This is a genomic window from Saccharothrix sp. AJ9571 (assembly GCF_021725495.1).
Lineage (GTDB): Bacteria > Actinomycetota > Actinomycetes > Mycobacteriales > Pseudonocardiaceae > Amycolatopsis > Amycolatopsis magusensis.
In genome coordinates, this window is the sequence record NZ_CP091382.1 from 3,412,993 (window position 1) to 3,429,994 (window position 17,002).

14 protein-coding genes and 1 riboswitch are annotated in these 17,002 nt (G+C 70.5%); of the genes, 9 read left to right on the forward strand and 5 right to left on the reverse strand.

The window, feature by feature from the left end:
* Positions 1–63: 63 nt before the first annotated feature.
* Positions 64–1,023, forward strand: coding sequence for a quinone oxidoreductase family protein (locus L3Q67_RS15445; RefSeq protein WP_499190153.1), 960 nt, complete (start codon positions 64–66; stop codon positions 1,021–1,023).
* Here the strand turns inward: L3Q67_RS15445 and L3Q67_RS15450 are convergent.
* Entirely contained in the window at positions 1,007–2,269 is a 1,263-nt protein-coding gene (locus L3Q67_RS15450) for an aminodeoxychorismate synthase component I (RefSeq protein ID WP_499190154.1), read from the reverse strand. The two genes, L3Q67_RS15445 and L3Q67_RS15450, sit on opposite strands and share 17 nt — an antisense overlap.
* A gap of 28 nt (positions 2,270–2,297) precedes the next feature.
* Between L3Q67_RS15450 and L3Q67_RS15455 the strand changes: the two genes are divergently transcribed.
* Positions 2,298–3,287 (forward strand): glycoside hydrolase family 183 protein, encoded by a 990-nt coding sequence (locus tag L3Q67_RS15455; protein WP_499190155.1) that lies wholly within the window; start codon positions 2,298–2,300, stop codon positions 3,285–3,287.
* On the opposite strand, the gene L3Q67_RS15460 is transcribed toward L3Q67_RS15455, so the two are convergent.
* The 4 genes from L3Q67_RS15460 to L3Q67_RS15475 all read right to left on the reverse strand — a co-directional run bounded on the left by L3Q67_RS15460 (position 3,276) and on the right by L3Q67_RS15475 (position 6,393).
* On the reverse strand, positions 3,276–3,890 hold the full coding sequence (locus tag L3Q67_RS15460) for a glycoside hydrolase family 25 domain-containing protein (RefSeq protein WP_499190156.1): 615 nt from the start codon (positions 3,888–3,890) through the stop codon (positions 3,276–3,278). The two genes, L3Q67_RS15455 and L3Q67_RS15460, sit on opposite strands and share 12 nt — an antisense overlap.
* Before the next feature lie 97 nt (positions 3,891–3,987).
* Positions 3,988–4,755 carry an ABC transporter permease gene (locus L3Q67_RS15465; RefSeq protein ID WP_499190157.1) on the reverse strand — a complete coding sequence of 256 codons (768 nt, stop codon included), beginning with the start codon at positions 4,753–4,755 and terminating at the stop codon, positions 3,988–3,990.
* Positions 4,745–5,731, reverse strand: a complete 987-nt coding sequence (locus L3Q67_RS15470) for a DrrA family ABC transporter ATP-binding protein (protein ID WP_499190158.1) — start codon at positions 5,729–5,731, stop codon at positions 4,745–4,747. Before L3Q67_RS15470 ends, L3Q67_RS15465 begins: the two co-directional genes overlap by 11 nt.
* Positions 5,732–5,802: 71 nt before the next feature.
* On the reverse strand, positions 5,803–6,393 hold the full coding sequence (locus L3Q67_RS15475; protein WP_499190159.1) for a PadR family transcriptional regulator: 591 nt from the start codon (positions 6,391–6,393) through the stop codon (positions 5,803–5,805).
* A 51-nt stretch (positions 6,394–6,444) separates the two neighbouring features.
* On the opposite strand from L3Q67_RS15475, the gene metG reads away from it, so the two are divergent.
* The 7 genes from metG (at position 6,445) to L3Q67_RS15510 (ending at position 16,991) form a co-directional block, all read left to right on the forward strand.
* Positions 6,445–8,238: a methionine--tRNA ligase gene (metG, locus tag L3Q67_RS15480; protein WP_499190160.1), complete on the forward strand. Its 1,794-nt coding sequence runs from the start codon at positions 6,445–6,447 to the stop codon at positions 8,236–8,238.
* Between the two features lie 44 nt (positions 8,239–8,282).
* Positions 8,283–9,104 carry a TatD family hydrolase gene (locus L3Q67_RS15485; RefSeq protein ID WP_499190161.1) on the forward strand — a complete coding sequence of 274 codons (822 nt, stop codon included), beginning with the start codon at positions 8,283–8,285 and terminating at the stop codon, positions 9,102–9,104.
* Between the two features lie 352 nt (positions 9,105–9,456).
* The gene (locus tag L3Q67_RS15490) at positions 9,457–10,869 is read left to right on the forward strand and encodes a resuscitation-promoting factor (protein ID WP_499190162.1); all 1,413 of its coding nucleotides are present in this window, start codon (positions 9,457–9,459) and stop codon (positions 10,867–10,869) included.
* A 1,072-nt stretch (positions 10,870–11,941) separates the two neighbouring features.
* Positions 11,942–12,802 (forward strand): ribosomal RNA small subunit methyltransferase A, encoded by an 861-nt coding sequence (gene rsmA, locus L3Q67_RS15495; protein WP_499190163.1) that lies wholly within the window; start codon positions 11,942–11,944, stop codon positions 12,800–12,802.
* A gap of 69 nt (positions 12,803–12,871) precedes the next feature.
* Positions 12,872–12,960, forward strand: a riboswitch (SAM riboswitch).
* A gap of 205 nt (positions 12,961–13,165) precedes the next feature.
* Positions 13,166–14,176, forward strand: a complete 1,011-nt coding sequence (locus tag L3Q67_RS15500; protein WP_499190164.1) for a methionine ABC transporter ATP-binding protein — start codon at positions 13,166–13,168, stop codon at positions 14,174–14,176.
* 80 nt (positions 14,177–14,256) lie between these two features.
* On the forward strand, positions 14,257–15,222 hold the full coding sequence (locus tag L3Q67_RS15505) for a 4-(cytidine 5'-diphospho)-2-C-methyl-D-erythritol kinase (protein WP_499190165.1): 966 nt from the start codon (positions 14,257–14,259) through the stop codon (positions 15,220–15,222).
* Positions 15,222–16,991 (forward strand): ABC-F family ATP-binding cassette domain-containing protein, encoded by a 1,770-nt coding sequence (locus tag L3Q67_RS15510; protein ID WP_499190166.1) that lies wholly within the window; start codon positions 15,222–15,224, stop codon positions 16,989–16,991. Before L3Q67_RS15505 ends, L3Q67_RS15510 begins: the two co-directional genes overlap by 1 nt.
* The last annotated feature ends 11 nt before the right edge of the window (positions 16,992–17,002 follow it).

A 17,002-nucleotide genomic window follows, 5' to 3' on the forward strand; every position in this document is an offset into this window, starting at 1 on the left:
CATTGTCTCATGATGAGACGATCAGTAGGATCGTCTCATCCGACGAGGGAAAGGCTGGCTGGAATGCGTGCTGTGCAGGTGACCGAGTTCGGCGGACCCGAGGTCCTGAAGCTGGTGGAGCTGCCGGATCCGGAGCCCGGTCCCGGTGAGGTGCTGATCGAGGTCGACCACGCCGGCGTCAACTACGCCGACACGCACGCGGCGGAGAACAGCTACCTCGCGCCCACCGAGCTGCCGCTCGTGCCCGGCGGTGAGGTCGTCGGCCGCACGCCGGACGGCAGGCGCGTGGTCGCGCTGCTCCACAAGTCCGGCGGGTACGCGGAGAAGGCCGTCGCCCCGGAGGCGACCACCTACGAGGTGCCGGACGGCGTGGACGACAACGCCGCGCTCGCGTTCATCGTCCAGGGCATGACCGCGTGGCTGATGCTGCGCAAGAACGCGCACCTGGAGGCCGGTGAATCGGTGGTCGTGCACGCGGCGGCCGGTGGGGTCGGCTCGCTCGCCGTGCAGCTGGCGAAGGCGTGGGGCGCCGGCCGGGTGATCGCCACGGCCAGCTCGGAGGACAAGCGGAAGGTGGCGCTCGACCTGGGCGCCGACGTGGTCGTGGACTCCCGCGCGGAGAACATGACCGACGTGCTGCGCGAGGCCAACGGCGGCAAGCGGGTGGACATCGTGCTCGACATGACCGGCGGCCGCATCACCGACGAGAGCATCGCCGCGCTGGCGCCGTTCGGCCGGCTGGCCTTCTACGGCATGGCCAGCCGCGAGCAGCCGAAGCCGGTCGAGCTGCGCAACCTGCTCGGCCACTCGACCACCATCTCCGGCATCTGGCTGCCGCACGCGCTGCGCCTGCCCGGCAACCTCTTCGAGCGCGGCCTGGCCGAGCTGTTCGAGCTGGCGAAGAGCGGCGAGGTCAAGGCGATCAAGGGCGGCGAATACGCCCTCGCCGACGCACGCAAGGCGCACGAGGACATCCGCTCCCGCGCGACCACCGGCAAGCTGGTCCTCAACCCCCGGGCGTAGCCAGCAGCCGTTCCAGTGGCGCGGCCTTGTGCAGGCACTCCTGCCATTCGCGCTCCGGGTCGGAGTCGGCGGTGATGCCACCGCCGACGCCCAGCCACAGCGTGCCCGCGTGCACCTCGAACGTGCGGATCGCGACGTTCAGCTCGAGCCCGGCCACCGGGGACACCAGGCCCATCGCGCCGGTGTAGACCCCGCGGGGCACGGGCTCGAGCTCGGCGATCAGGTCGAGCGCGCGGATCTTCGGCGCGCCGGTCACCGAGCCGGGCGGGAAGGTGGCCGCGAGCAGCCCGGCGTCCCCGGTCACCATTCGTCCCTCCACAGTGGACTCCAGGTGCCAGACGCCGGGCGCCGGGCGGACGGCGAGCAGTTCGGGCACCCGGACGCTGCCGACCGCGCACACCCGGCCGAGGTCGTTGCGCACCAGATCGGTGATCATCACGTTCTCCGCGACGTCCTTTTCGGACCGCCGCAGCTCGCCCGCGAGGTGGTCGTCACCGGGACCGCGGCGCGGCAGCGTGCCCTTGATCGGCACCGACCGCACGAGGTCGCCGTGCCGGGCGAGGAACAGTTCCGGGGACAGCGAGACGACCGCACCCCAGTCGCCGCTGAGGAACGCGGCCCGCCGCGGGTGCAACCGCCGCACGCCCTCGCCGAACAACGCGCTCGCGCTGCCTTCGAACGTGGTCGAGAACCGCGTGCAGATGTTCGCCTGGAACAACTCCCCGGCTTCGATGGCGTGCACGCAGGCCTTCACCGCGTCTTGGTGTTCGGTGGGCAGGGGCCGGTTCAGTTCCGCCGCCGTCCAGCCGAGCCGGGGTGGCACCCCGTTCAGCGTCGCTTCGAGTTCCCGCCGCAACTCGTGGGGTTCATCGCCGTCGACCAGAGCTTCGAACCACCACTGGCCGTCATTGTCCAGTCGCAGCACGTGATCCGCCCAGCCCCAGGCGGCGCGCGGCAGCGGGGTCCGCCGTTCACTGGGATCGGTCAGGTCGTAGGAGAGATAGCCGAACCAGCCGCCGCCGATCGCGCCGGGAACCAGGTCGTCGACCTCGTCGAGCGGCAGTGAATACGCGTCGGCCACCTCGCCGATCGCCACGCTGGGCGCGAGCACTGCCCGCGAGCCGAACCACTCACCCGACAACGCCGCGGGCGGCGGCAGGCCGAGGGTGCGGGCGCGCGCGTCGAGCAGCGACAGCGCCGCTTCGGGCGCCACCGTCGAGTGCAACGCTCCGCGCACCAACCGCATGGCGGCCATTGTGACCTACCGTCGGGGCATGGTCCGAGTACTGGAAACCAGCCAAGTGGCCCAGATCACCGGCGCGGGCACGGCGAACCGCACCGACGAGCGGTTCGGCATCCACGCCACCGACCTCGGCATCCTCTGGGACGCCGGGGACGGGCGCGTGCTGGTGCTCTTCGGTGACACCTACGGCCAGGGCTGGGGCGGAGACGGCGCCGGGCCGCCGGAAGCCGACTGGCGGTGCAACGTGCTGGCCCATTCGTCCGAACGCGACCTGCGGCACGGGCTCGTGCTGGAGGGCGTGGTCGCCAGGGCCGACGGCTCGGCCGCGCAGGTGCTCGCCTCGGCAGGCCGCCGCGACGAGGTGACGATCATCCCCAACGCCGGTATCGCGGTCGACGGCAAGCAGTACGTGCAGTACATGTCCGTGCGCGCCTGGGGACCACCGGGCCAGTGGCACACCAACTACGCCGGCATCGCGGTCTCCGCCGACGGGGGCGCCACCTGGGAGCAGCCGCGCCGGGCCCGCTGGATCAACCGCGCCGAGGGCGACCACCCGTTCCAGATCGGCTCGTTCGCCCGCGACGAGCAGCACGTGTACCTGTTCGGCACCACCAACGGCCGCTTCGGCCCGGCCTACCTGGCGCGCGTCGATCCGGCGTCGGTGCTCGAACCCGCGGCCTACCGGTACTGGACCGGCGACGGCTGGGGCCGCGACGAGTTCGCCGCCGCGCCGGTGCTCCCGGGGCCGGTGGGGGAGCTGTCCGTGGAATACAGCGTCCACTTCGGATGCTGGCTGGCGCTGCACCTCGACGAGCGCCGGGCGGCGATCGTCCTGCGCACGGCCGATCGCCTCGAAGGTCCGTGGTCGGACGGTCAGATCGTGGTGTCCGGACAGGACCGGCCCGCGCTCTACGGCGGCTACCTGCACCCGTGGGCGCTCGACGGCGACGAGATCTACTACCTGATTTCCCAGTGGGGGCCGTACAACGTCTACCTGATGCGGACGCGATTACAGGAGTAGGTCCGACAGGACGAAGGGATACACCACGGCGTCGTAACCGATCTCGCCGTGGAAGCCCGGTGCGTCGTCACCGCTGCCGTGCTGGTGCACACCGAGTCGCGAGTGGAACCAGCCGGGACGGCCGGGGATGCCGTTGTGCCGCGCCAGCCAGAGCACCACTTCGGAGTCGGCCCACTTGTCCGGGTGCAGTTCGTGCAGCCACTGCTCGTAACCGGCGTAGACCAGCACCCGCTTGATGTTCGCCGCGTGCCGGATCCCGCGGATCCACGACTTGATGAACCGGTCGCTGATGCCGGGCGCGCGCACATCCAGTGAGGGCGCCAGCGATCCCGGCGCGAACACCCCGAGTGGACTCGCGGTGCGCTGGAAGTGCGTCACCTGTTCGTGCACCGAACCGGGGCGCGCGAAATGGCGGGCGCCGGTGTGCAGTCCGGCCGTCTGCGCGGCCCGCACGTTGCGGATCGCCGCTGAATCGCTCCAGTTCGTGCTTTCCGTGATCGTCACGCTGGAGAACAGGACTCCGTGCGCGCGCACGGTCCGCCAGTCGTCCACGGTTTCGTGGTGGGACAGGTTGATCCCGCGTTCGGGCTCGGGTTCGCGCAATCCGCCTCCTCCCCCGAGGTGGGTGAAAGGCCACCATACGTGCGATCAGCACATATGGTGGCCTCAGCGGACCAGCGTGTCCGAAAAACCCGGACCGTCAGGAGTTCTCCTTCTGGAACGTGCGCACACCCCAGAACACGCTCAGCACGGCCATCACCACCAGCGCCAGGCACCCGGTGAACAACGCGTCCATCGTGATGTCGCCGCGGAAGGCGGCGCGTTCGGCGTCGACCACATGGGAGAACGGGTTGATGCGCGAGAGGTTGTACAGCCACGAAGGCGCCAGCCCGGTGGTGATCGGCACGAGGATGCCGGACAGCAGCAGCAACGGCATCAGCACCGCGTTCAACAACGCCGGGAACGCCGTCTCGCTCTTGATCATCAGCGCCACCGCGTAGGACGCCGAGCCCAGCGTGATCGCCAGCAGTGCCACGATCACCAGGCTCAGCAGCACCCCGGCCACCGGAGCGTCCAAGGGGAACACCAGGAACGCCACCACGATGATCAGCAGCGCCTGCACGACCGCCTGGAAACTGGCCGCGAACAGCTTGCCGAACAGCAGCGCGGCGCGGCTGATCGGCGTCACCCGGAACCGCTCGGTGACCCCGGCGCGGTATTCGGCGAGCAGGCCGAAGCCGGCGAAGGAGGTGCCGAACAACGCGGTCTGCACCATGATCGCCGGGGTGAGCACCGCCCAGGAGTTGCCCGGCGGGAAGCCCGGCGTGTTCTGGACCACCTTCTCCATCAGCGGGCCGAAGAAGAACAGGTAGAGCAGCGGCTGCATGATGCCGATCAGCACCCACGCCGGGTTGCGCAGGGACAGCGTCATGTCCCGCTTGAAGATCAGCCAGATGTCACGGAACACGAGCGGCCTCCGGGGTCGGGGTGGCGGCTTCCGCGTCACGCAGGGAACGGCCGGTCAGGGTGAGGAACACGTCGTCGAGCGTGGGCCGGTGCACCTGCATCGACTCCATCGCGATGCCGGCGGCGTCCAGCGCGCGCAGCAACTCGGGCATGGCCACGTCCCCGCGCGGCACCCGGAACCGCACGGTGTCCTCCACAATGGACACCTCGTGCGCGCCGGTCAGCTTGCCGGCGATTTCGGCGGCGGCGCCGGTCGACTCCAGCGGCACCCCGATGGTCACGCCGTCGCCGGAGACGCCGGCCTTGAGCGAGTCGGGGGTGCCCTCGGCGGCGATCTCGCCGTTGTCGATGACCAGGATCCGGTCGCACAGCGAGTCGGCCTCGTCCAGGTAGTGCGTGGTGAGGAAGACGGTCACGCCGTGCTCGGTGCGCAGCGAGCGGATGTGCTCCCACAGGTTCGCCCGGCTCTGCGGGTCGAGCGCGGTGGTCGGCTCGTCGAGGAAGACCAGGCCGGGCCGGTGGATCAGGCCGAGCACGATGTCGAGGCGGCGGCGCTGGCCGCCGGAAAGCGTCTTGGTCTGGCGCTGGTCCAGGCCGGACAGGTCGAGCTGCTCGGACAGTTCGGCGCCGCGGGCCAGCGACTCGGCCTTGGTCAGCCCGTAGAGCCTGCCCTGGATCTCGATCTCTTCGATGACCTTGCAGTCCTGCCAGGTGCCCCCGGCCTGGGCGACGTAGCCGATGCGGCGGCGCACGCCGAGCGGGTCGGCCAGCAGGTCGCAGCCGCCGACGGTGGCCTGCCCGGAGGTCGGCTTGAGCAGCGTGGTCAGCATCCGGAGCGTGGTGGTCTTCCCGGCGCCGTTGGGCCCGAGGAAGCCGACGAGTTCCCCCTCGGCCACGTCGATGTCGACGCCCCTGACCGCGTCGACCGTGCGGCCACGGGCGGTGAACCGCCTGGCGAGGCCGCGTGCGGTGATCATGGAATCCCCTCTCGGTAATCAAGTTTGACTAGTGCTGCGCCCGGCATGTTTCCCTACCTATCGCCAGCAGGTCAAACGTGATTACCGGGAACGGGAAACGTGGGCGGATCGTCGTCGGCCATCCGGTACTCCCCGGCCTCCAGCGCGGCGACCAGGTCGTGCACCCAGGCGCGCGTGGTCTCGGTCTGCCCGCCCCACAGCCGGTACATCCGCACCACGTGCGGCGGGTGCCCCCACTCGTGCGCGTGCACCGCGGTCTGCAGGATCTCCGCGATCGCGCCGTCGAGCCGGACCTCCATCAGTTTGAGCAGCTCGATCGCCCGGCGGCGGGGCAGCATCGGCATCAGCGCGATGCCCGCGGACAGCAGCGGCCCGGCGTCGTCGGCGTCGGACAGCGCGCCGGAGAGCAGGTGGAAGAACTCCTGCTCGCCCTCGGCGGTGAGCTGGTAGGCCGTGCGGTCCGGCCCGCGACCTGCCTCCGTGCTGACCTCTTCCAGCAGCTGTTCCGCGGCCATCTTCTTCAGCGCGTGGTAGATCGACCCCGGCTGCACGTTGGCCCACTTGTCCGCGCGCCAGCCCAGCAGTTCCCGCCGCACCTGGTAGCCGTGGGCCCGTCCGCTGATCCGCAGCACGCCGAGCACCAGCAAGCGGGTCGCGGACAACGAGCCTCCCAGGACAAAACGCATGTGACAGCTTCCGTAGGCTAATCGGGTATGAGCACCCCTGTGTTGACCGCGGTGGCCTGGCCCTACGCCAACGGCCCCCGCCACATCGGCCACGTGTCCGGCTTCGGCGTCCCGTCCGACGTCTTCTCCCGCTACCAGCGAATGGCCGGCAACCGGGTGCTCATGGTCTCCGGCACCGACGAGCACGGCACGCCGATCACCGTGCAGGCCGACAAGGAAGGCCTGACCTCGCAGCAGACCGCGGACAAGTACACCCGCCAAATCGGTGAGGACCTGCGCGGCCTCGGCCTGACCTACGACCTGTTCACCCGCACCAGCACCGGCAACCACGCCGCGGTCACCCAGCAGATCTTCCTGGCCCTGCACCGCAACGGCTACGTGGTGCCGAAGACCACCCGCGGCGCGATCAGCCCGTCCACCGGGCGCACCCTGCCCGACCGCTACGTCGAGGGCACCTGCCCGATCTGCGGCTACGACGGCGCACGCGGCGACCAGTGCGACAACTGCGGCAACCAGCTGGACGCCGCCGAGCTGATCAACCCGAAGTCCCGGATCAACGGCGAGACGCCGAAGTTCGTCGAGACCGAGCACTACTTCCTCGACCTGCCCGCGTTCACCCAGACACTGGGCAAGTGGCTGTCCACCAAGACCGACTGGCGGCCGAACGTCCTCAACTTCACCAAGAACCTGGTCGACGACATGCGGCCGCGCCCGATCACCCGCGACCTGGACTGGGGCGTGAAGATCCCGCTCGACGGCTGGCGCGACCAGCCGATGAAGCGGTTCTACGTCTGGTTCGACGCGGTCATCGGCTACTTCTCGGCCAGCGTCGAGTGGGCGCGGCGCTCCGGTGACCCGGACGCCTGGCAGCAGTGGTGGACCAACCCGGACGCCCGGTCGTACTACTTCATGGGCAAGGACAACATCACCTTCCACGCCCAGATCTGGCCCGCGCTGCTGATGGGGCACAACGGCCATGGCGACAAGGGCGGCGAGCCGGGCCCGTACGGCGAGCTGAACCTGCCGAGCGAGATCGTCTCCAGCGAGTTCCTCACCATGAGCGGCTCGAAGTTCTCCACCTCGCGCGGCACGGTCATCTACGTCAACGACTTCCTGCGCGAATACGGCCCGGACACGCTGCGGTACTTCATCGCCGCGGCCGGCCCCGAGACCCAGGACACCGCGTTCACCTGGGACGAGTTCGTCCGGCGCACCAACTTCGAGCTGGCCAACGAGTGGGGCAACCTGGTCAACCGGTCGATCTCGATGGCGCACAAGAACAACGGCGGCGTGCCCGCGCCGTCCGCGCCGACCGCGGCCGACGAGGAGCTGAAGGCGCTGTCGCGCCAGGCCTTCGAGACCGTCGGCGCCCACCTCGGGCGCTCGCGGTTCAAGATGGCGCTGGGCGAGGCGATGAAGGTGGTCTCGGCGGCGAACAAGTACCTGTCCGACCAGGAGCCGTGGAAGCTCAAGGAGGACACCGCGCGGCGCGACAGCGTGCTGCACACCGCGCTCCAGGTGGTTTCCGACGCCAACACCATGCTGACCCCGTTCCTGCCGCACTCGGCGCAGAAGGTGCACGAGGCGCTCGGCGGCACCGGGGTCTGGGCGGCCCAGCCGGAACTGCAGGACGTCGAGGACCTCGACATCGACGGCCGGACCAACCCGATCCTGACCGGTGACTACGCCGCCGAGCAGGCGCAGTGGTCGTCCGCGCCGATCGAGGTGGGCCGTCCGCTGGCCAAGCCGTCGCCGCTGTTCGCCAAGCTCGACGCCAAGCTGGGCGAGACCGGGCCCGAATGGGCGCCGATCGAGCCGTGAGCAAGAAGGACGAGAGTGGTTCGGGGGTCCGGGGGGCGTCCCCCGTGCCGAAGACGCTGCCACCGGTGCCGGAGAAGCTCCCGGCACCGGTGGTCGACGCGCACACGCACATGGACGCCTGCGGCGCGGTCACCGCGGCGGACGTGACCGCCATGGCCGACCGCGCCGAGGCCGCCGGGGTGACCCGCCTGGTCACCGTCGCCGACGACCTCGCCGCCGCCCGCTGGGCCGCCGAAGCGTCCACATGGGACAGTCGCGTGTTCGCCGCGGTCGCGGTGCACCCCACGCGCACCAAGGACTTCGGTGAGGCCGAACGGTCCGAAGTGGAGCGACTGGCCCGCGGTGAGCGGGTGGTCGCGGTCGGCGAGACCGGGCTGGACTACTACTGGGACTACTCGCCGCACGACGCCCAGCAGGAGGCCTTCCGCTGGCACATCGACCTCGCCAAGCGGCTCGGCAAGACGCTGATGATCCACGACCGCGACGCGCACGACGACGTGTTCCGCATCCTCGCCGAGGAGGGCGCGCCGGAGACGGTGGTCTTCCACTGCTTCTCCGGTGACGGAGAGTTCGCCCGCCGGTGCCTCGACGCGGGTTACGTGCTCTCGTTCGCCGGCACGGTGACGTTCAAGAACGCGCGCGGACTGCACGAGGCGGCGCGGATCTCACCACTCGGTCAATTCGTGGTCGAGACGGATGCACCATTTTTGACCCCCCATCCCCACCGGGGCAGGCCCAATGAGCCCTACTGCACGGCCTACACCGTGCGTTACCTCGCTGAGCTGCGGGAAGAGTCCGTGGAAACGATCTCGAACGCCGTGCGGCAGACCGCCGAACGGGTCTTCCGACTGCCCACTGTTACTTAGGGTTTGACGCATTGCGACAAAGGATCAGCCCTGTTGGGCCATCCGAGGAGTGATGCAGATCACGAGATCGCGGGGGGTGTTTGCGCAACCCCCGAGTCTTCGTTACTGTCCCGTGATCGTGCCGGTCGGTTACCCGCAGAGGGGTCGCCGCTGGGACACCCACAGTCACGTCAGTGCACGTCGGGGAAGTGCGAACGGGCCCCCGAAGCCCGGGACCACTTGGATGGCGCTGACTGCGGGAGCCGGATAACTGGCGCTCCGGCGCCGAAATGAAGGCAACGGCCTTTTTGTGAAAGGGATCGACCCAGTGACTGGTGGTTACAGGCGCGAGTACTCGCGCCAGGACAACCCGATGAGCACGTTCGCCTCCTCCCGCGGGGGTGTCGGCACGCTCGACTGGCCCAACCCCGAGGGCGAGCTCGACTTCTCCGACGACCTCAACGTCACCCAGCACGACGTCCTCGCCGTGCTCGGCCCCGACGCCGACGCGTTGATGGCCGAGGCCAACGTTGACGTCGACGAGCTGATCCGGCTGATCAACGCCGAGACCACGATGCTCCCGCCGATCGTGATCCCGGACGAGATCAGCGAGGACCGCGTCGCCCAAGGCGAGCCGATGCCGGTCGAGGCCGGTGTGGTAAAGGCCGTCAAGACGTGGAAGAAGCGCTTCCTCAAGGGCACCGTGCTCGCCGTGCTGCTCACCCTGACCGGTGGCGGCGCCGCCGCGATGGCGATGAACAAGAGCGTCACGGTCGACGTCGACGGCGCGCAGCAGACGGTCAACACCTTCGGCGGCACGGTCGGCGAGGTGCTCAAGGACGCCGGCTACTCGATCGGCGCGCACGACGCGATCTCGCCGTCGCCGGACGCCGCGGTCGCCGACGACACCGTCATCACCCTGGAGCGCGGCCGCCAGCTGAACCTCATGGTCGACGGCACCCCGCGCGAGTCGTGGGTGCGTGCCACCACGGTTTCCGAGGCGCTGACCCAGCTCGGCCTCGCCGAGGCGAGCAAGGCCGGCACCTGGATGTCGGCCCCCGGCGACGGGCAGATCCCGCTCGAGGGCATGACCCTCGAGATCAAGACGCTGAAGAACGTCACGCTCTACGACGGTGGCAGCGACCCGCGTCAGGTCCAGACCAACGCGGTGACCGCGAAGGAGTTCTTCGGCGAGCTCCAGCTGACGATCGGCCCGGAGGACAGGGTCGACGGCGGCATGGACTACAAGCTGACCGACGGCGCCGAGGTGCACGTCAGCCGCACCGGCGTGTCGGTGATCAACGAGAACGAAGAGATCCCGCCGCCGGTCGAGGAGATCAAGGACGACACCCTCGACAAGGGCAAGACCGTCGTCGAGGAAGCGGGCGAAGCCGGTTCGAAGAACGTCACCTACCGGGTGACGAAGGAGAACGACAAGGAAGTCGCCCGGGAGAAGCTTTCCGAGGAGATCACCAAGGAAGCCAAGCCGAAGAAGGTCCGGGTCGGCACCAAGAAGGCCGCGGTCCCGCCGGTCTCCGGTGGTGCGGTGTGGGACAAGCTCGCGCAGTGCGAGTCCACCGGCAACTGGGCCGCGAACACCGGCAACGGCTACTACGGCGGCCTGCAGTTCAACGCCAGCACCTGGAAGGCCTACGGCGGCACGCAGTACGCCCCGCTGGCGCACCAGGCGACCCGGGAGCAGCAGATCGCCGTCGCCACCAAACTCCGCGATGACCGCGGCGGCTACGGCGCCTGGCCGCACTGCTCGAAGAAGCTGGGTCTCTGACGCACCCCCGCTCCACTCCGCTCCGTTGACCGTGGCTTCCCTCCAACAAGGGAAGCCACTTTCATATGCGCCCCCTCGGCTCCACTGTCACGAATGTGGCTTTGGGGGCCGATTCCGCCCCCAAAGCCACATTCGTGACACCGCGCGCCCAGCCGCCCCCGCCCAAGCCCGCACCCCCGGGCGCATCCCGCTACCCAGCTGAGCCTCCGGGACCCAACGCCCGCGACGCACCCCACCCAGCCGAACCCAGGCAGCCACCCCCCCCGAAGCAGCCCCCTCCCCAAGCCGAGCCCCCGGCACCCAACGCCCGCAGCCGAACCCCACGTTCAGGCACCCGAACCTCACACTCAGGCACCCGAATCCCACACTCAGGCAGCCGAATCCCACACTCAGGCGCCGCGCATCGCGACCACCCAGCCGGGCCCGCGCTACAAGCCCAGGGGCATCCGCTCCCAAGCCGAACCCGGGCGCCCAACCTCCAGGGAGCGCCCAGCCCCCTCCCCAAGCCGAACCCGGGCGCCCAACCTCCAGGGAGCGCCCAGCCCCCTCCCCAAGCCGAACCCGGGCGCCCAACCTCCAGGGAGCGCCCAGCCCCCTCCCCAAGCCGAACCCGGGCGCCCAACCTCCAGGGAGCGCCCAGCCCCCTCCCCAAGCCGAACCCGGGCGCCCAACCTCCAGGGAGCGCCCAGCCCCCTCCCCAAGCCGAACCCGGGCGCCCAACCTCCAGGGAGCGCCCAGCCCCCTCCCCAAGCCGAACCCGGGCGCCCAACCTCCAGGGAGCGCCCAGCCCCCTCCCCAAGCCGAACCCGGGCGCCCAACCTCCAGGGAGCGCCCAGCCCCCTCCCCAAGCCGAACCCGGGCGCCCAACCTCCAGGGAGCGCCCAGTCCACCCCCTCACCCCGATCCAAAGCCCAAACACGGCGGGGATTCTGTTGTCAAGGCACGCTTTCCCGCCTTGACAACAGAACCCCCGCCGTAGTCACAATCAAGCGCCGGGGTGACCCCGCCCCCGACCCCATCCCGCCCAAGCCCCACCCGCCCAACCAACCACGGACGCCTAGACTCACGACCCGTGACCAAACCTGCCGGGCTACTCGGCCCCGCCGAGATCCGCGGCCTGGCGGCCGAGCTGGACGTGCGGCCGACCAAGAAGCTCGGCCAGAACTTCGTGCACGACCCCAACACCGTCCGCCGGATCGTCGAGCTGGGGGCGGTCACCGAGGACGACCTCGTGCTCGAAGTCGGCCCCGGTCTCGGGTCGCTGACGCTGGGCCTGCTCGCCACCGGCGCGCGCGTGGTCGCCGTCGAGATCGATCCGGTGCTCGCCAAGCGGCTGCCGGACACCGTCGCCGCGCACGCGAAGCCCGAGCACGCCGCGAACCTGAACGTCGTCGAAGCCGACGCGCTCAAGATCGACGAGAACCACGTGGGCGAGCCCACCACGCTCGTCGCGAACCTGCCCTACAACGTCGCCGTGCCCGTCGTGCTGCAGCTGCTCGCCGGACTCCCGAGCCTGCGCCGCGGCCTGGTGATGGTCCAGACCGAGGTGGCCGACCGCATGGCCGCCGGCCCTGGCAGCCGGATCTACGGCGTGCCCAGCGTCAAGCTCGCCTGGTACGGCCGCGCCAGGAAGGTCGCCGCGGTGCCGCGCGCGGTGTTCTGGCCGGTGCCCAACGTCGACTCCGCGCTGGTCGGCTTCGAACGGGTCCAGACCACTCGTCCCGCCGAGCGGAAGACCGTCTTCGCCGTGGTGGACGCCGCCTTCTCGCAGCGGCGCAAGACCCTGCGCGCGGCGCTGGCCGGGTGGGCCGGCTCCGCCGAGCGCGCGGGGGAGTTGCTGACCGCGGCCGGTGTCGACCCGCGCACCCGAGGTGAGCAGCTCACCGTCGACGACTTCGCCAGGATCGCCGCCGCCGCGGAAAACGAGGGTTGACGCCGCTGTTCGTGTGATCTCCGACCACGGACTTGCTTTCCGTGAGCCGGATCGGGTGTACTCCTTGTGCGTCCATCCGGAGCGACTGAGAGGCCTGGCTCGCTGAAGTCGCAGCAACCACCCGCAAGGGCAGGTGCTAACGCCAGGACCGATGGAGGATCCTGTGTATCGGTCGCGAATGCTGACCCGGCGCCGAGTAGTGGATGAAGGTCGCCGCACGGTAAGTGCGTGTCGACGCTCCAACGTCTGACCTAGTAACCACTTCGCCGCTTTCCGGTCTCCGCTCACACCGTCGTCGACAATTCCGGCGGTGCTTCCTTAGTGCCTCGGCGCTCGTTCGCGCCCAGCTGTTGGAGCATTCACGTGATCACGCTCGAAAATCTGACCAAGTCCTTCCCCGGCGACTCCGCGCCCGTCCTGGCCCTGCGGGACGTCAACTTCGACATCAACGCCGGCTCGCTCTACGGCGTGGTCGGCCCGGCCGGCTCCGGCAAGTCCACCCTGACCCGCTGCGTCGCGCTGCAGGAGCGCCCCGACCGCGGGGTCGTCCGCCTCGACGGTCTCAACACCGGCACGCTCGACGGCCGCCGCCTGCGGGAGATCCGCCGCCAGGTCGGCATCGTCGACGGCCGGGCCGCGCTGCAGCCCGAACGCACCGTCGCCGGGAACGTGGCCTCGCCGCTGGAGCAGCTCGGGGTCGACGGCCCGCGCCGCCGCACCCGCGTCGGCACCCTGCTCGACCTCGTCGGCCTGACCCAGCGCGGCGGCCAGCACCCCGCCGAGCTGAACCCGGGGCAGCGCCGCCGGGTGGCCGTGGCGAAGGCACTGGCCACCTCGCCCTCCGTGCTGCTCGCCGACGACCCGACCGCCGGGCTCGGGGTCGAGGACGCCGCCGGCGTGCTCACCGCGCTCGACCGGGCCCGTGCCGAGCTGGGCTTGACCGTGCTCGTCACCACGCCGGACGCCGGTGTCGTCCGCCGCATCTGCGACGACGTCGCGGTGCTCGAGGACGGCAAGGTGGTGGAGAACGGCAACGTCCTCTCCCTGCTGGTCGACCCGTCGAGCCGCACCGCGCAGGCGCTGCTGCCCGCCATCGAGACCACCCGCGCGCAGTCCGCCCGCTACGACCGCTCGGTCGACGTGGTGCTGATCGGCTTCGCTTCGGTCGGCGCGCTGCTGCCCGAGGCGGCGACCCGGTTCGGCATCGACATCGCCACCATCGGCGGCGGCCTGACCCGGATCGGTGACACCCCGGTCGGCCGCTTCCGCATCGGCCTGCGCGGGGAGCAGGCCGACGGCGCGCTGGCGTGGATCGCCGAGCGCGGCGCCCACGTCACCCACCCGGTCAGCGGTCCGCAGGGCGTCGCCGCCTGAGCCGGCCGGAGTCGTGAGTGCCCGGGGCCGGAACGGGCCGGTGCACTCACGGCTTTTTTGCCGCCACGTAGGCTTGGGCCGTGCTCGCTGTCGTTCCGCCTCCAGTCACCGTCCGGGTGCCGTCGAAGATCAACCTGCACCTGGCGGTCGGTGACCTGCGCGAAGACGGTTACCACGAGTTGGTGACCGTGTTCCAGGCGTTGTCGCTGGCCGACGAGGTGACCGTGGCGGTCACCGACGATCCCGGTGTCGAGGTGTACGGCGAGGGCGAGAAGTCCGTGCCCACCGGGGCCAACAACCTGGCGTGGCGCGCGGTGCAGGCGCTGGCCGCGCACGTCGGCCGCGCCGAGAGCGAGTCCAAGGTCCGGGTGGTGCTGCGCAAGGGCATCCCGGTGGCCGGCGGCATGGCCGGGGGCAGTGCCGACGCGGCCGCCACCCTGGTCGGCCTGGCCTCGCTGTGGAAGCTGGAGATCACCCGCGACGAACTCGCCGACATCGCCGCGAAACTGGGCAGCGACGTGCCGTTCGCGCTCTACGGCGGCACCGCGCTCGGCACCGGCCGCGGCGAGCGCCTGGTGCCGGTGCTTTCGCGGCACACCTTCCACTGGGTGCTCGCCTTCGACCAGAAGGGCCTGTCCACCCCGAGGGTCTTCGCCGAACTCGACCGGCTGCGCGAGGAGGGCGATCCACCGCGGATCGGTTCGCACGCGCCGGTGGTCGAGGCGCTCGCGTCCGGCGATCCGCGGCAGCTGGCTCTCCTGCTGGGCAACGACCTCCAGGCCGCCGCCGTCTCACTGCGCCCGGGGCTGCGCCGCACGCTGCGCGCCGGGGTGAACGCCGGTGCGCTGGCCGGCACGGTCTCCGGCTCAGGCCCGACCTGCGCCTTCCTCTGCGAAGACGCCGAAACCGCGCTCGAAGTGGCGGCCGAGCTGTCCGGCGCCGGGGTGTGCCGCACGGTCCGGGTCGCGCACGGGCCGGTGCCCGGCGCCCGGATGGTCGGCGGCGAAAACGACCACCGTCCCGTTCCCCCGCAGGTGCACGCGTAATGGTCAACCTGGTCAACCTCGAATCGGTCTCCAAGTCCTACGGCGTCCGCCCGTTGCTGGACAACGTCTCGCTCGGGGTCGGTGAGGGCGAGCGCATCGGCGTCGTCGGCCTCAACGGCGGCGGCAAGACCACCCTGCTCGAAGTGCTCACCGGCATCGCCGGGCCGGACAGCGGCCGGGTCAGCCAGGTGCGCGGGCTGCGCATGGCCGTGGTCACCCAGCGCACCGAGCTGATCGGCGAAACCGTGCGCGAAGCCGCGCTGGCCGCCTATGGCGCCGAGCACGAATGGGCCGCCGACGCCCGTGTCCGGTCCATTGTGGAGGGTCTGGGGATCATCGGGCTGGGCCTGGACAACCCGACGGCCACGCTGTCCGGCGGTGAACGGCGCCGGGTGGCGCTGGCCGCCGCGCTGGTCGGCGAGCTGGACCTGGTGGTGCTCGACGAGCCGACCAACCACCTCGACATCGAAGGCGTGCACTGGCTGGCCGACCACCTGCTGGCGCGCCGGGTCGCGCTGGTGGTGGTCACCCACGACCGCTGGTTCCTCGACACCGTGTGCGGGCAGACCTGGGAGGTCGTCGGCGGACGGGTCGAGCAGTACGAAGGTGGTTACGCGGACTGGGTTTTCGCGCGGGCCGAACGCGCGCGGCTGGCCGCGACGATGGAGGAGAAGCGGCAGAACCTGGCGCGCAAGGAACTCGCGTGGCTGCAACGCGGTGCGAAGGCACGCACGTCCAAGCCGCGCTACCGGATCGAAGCCGCCGAGGCGCTGATCTCCGACGTGCCACCGCCGCGGGATTCCGTCGAGCTGATGAGCTTCGCCAGGCGGCGACTGGGCAAGACGGTCGTCGAGCTGGAGGACGTGACCCTGACCGCGGGCGAGAAAGCCTTGCTGGACAACGTGACCTGGCGCATCGGCCCGGGTGACCGGATCGGCCTGGTCGGGGTGAACGGCTCCGGCAAGACCACGCTGCTCAAGGCGCTGGGCGGCGAGGTCCCGCTGGCGGACGGGCGCCGGATCGAAGGCAAGACGGTCCGCCTGGCGCACCTGACCCAGGAGCTGGAAGACCTGCCGGGGCACCTGCGCGTGCTGGAGGCGGTCGAAGAGATCGCCGGGCGCGTGGTGCTGGGCAAGCACGAGCTGTCCGCGTCGCAACTGGCCGAGAAGCTGGGCTTCCCGCCGGCGCGGCAGTGGACGCCGGTCGAAGACCTCTCCGGCGGCGAGCGGCGCCGGTTGCAGCTGGTGCGCCTGCTGATGGCCGAGCCGAACGTGCTGCTGCTCGACGAGCCGACGAACGACCTGGACATCGACACCCTGCAGCAGCTGGAAGACCTGCTCGACTCGTGGCCGGGCACCATGGTGGTCGTCTCGCACGACCGGTACCTGGTGGAACGGGTCTGCGACGCGGTGTACGGGCTGTTCGGCGACGGGCGCATCACGCACCTGCCCGGCGGCATCGAGGAGTACCTGAAGCGGCGCCTCAGCTCGGTGCCGGAGCGGCAGTCCACCAAGCGGGCGCCGGGATCCGCCGACGACCAGCCGAAACTGTCCTCCGCCGAAGTCCGCGCGCTCGGCAAGGAGCTGTCCCGGCTCGAGCGCAAGCTGGACCAGTTGCACGACAAGGAGCAGAAGCTGCACGCGCGGCTGCTCGAAGCGGCGACCGACCCGGCGAAGCTGATGGAGCTGAACGCTCAGCTGAAGACCGTGCAGGCGGAGAAGGACGAGGTCGAGCAGCGCTGGCTGGAGACCTCCGAAGCGGTCGAGTAGCGCTGCACCTT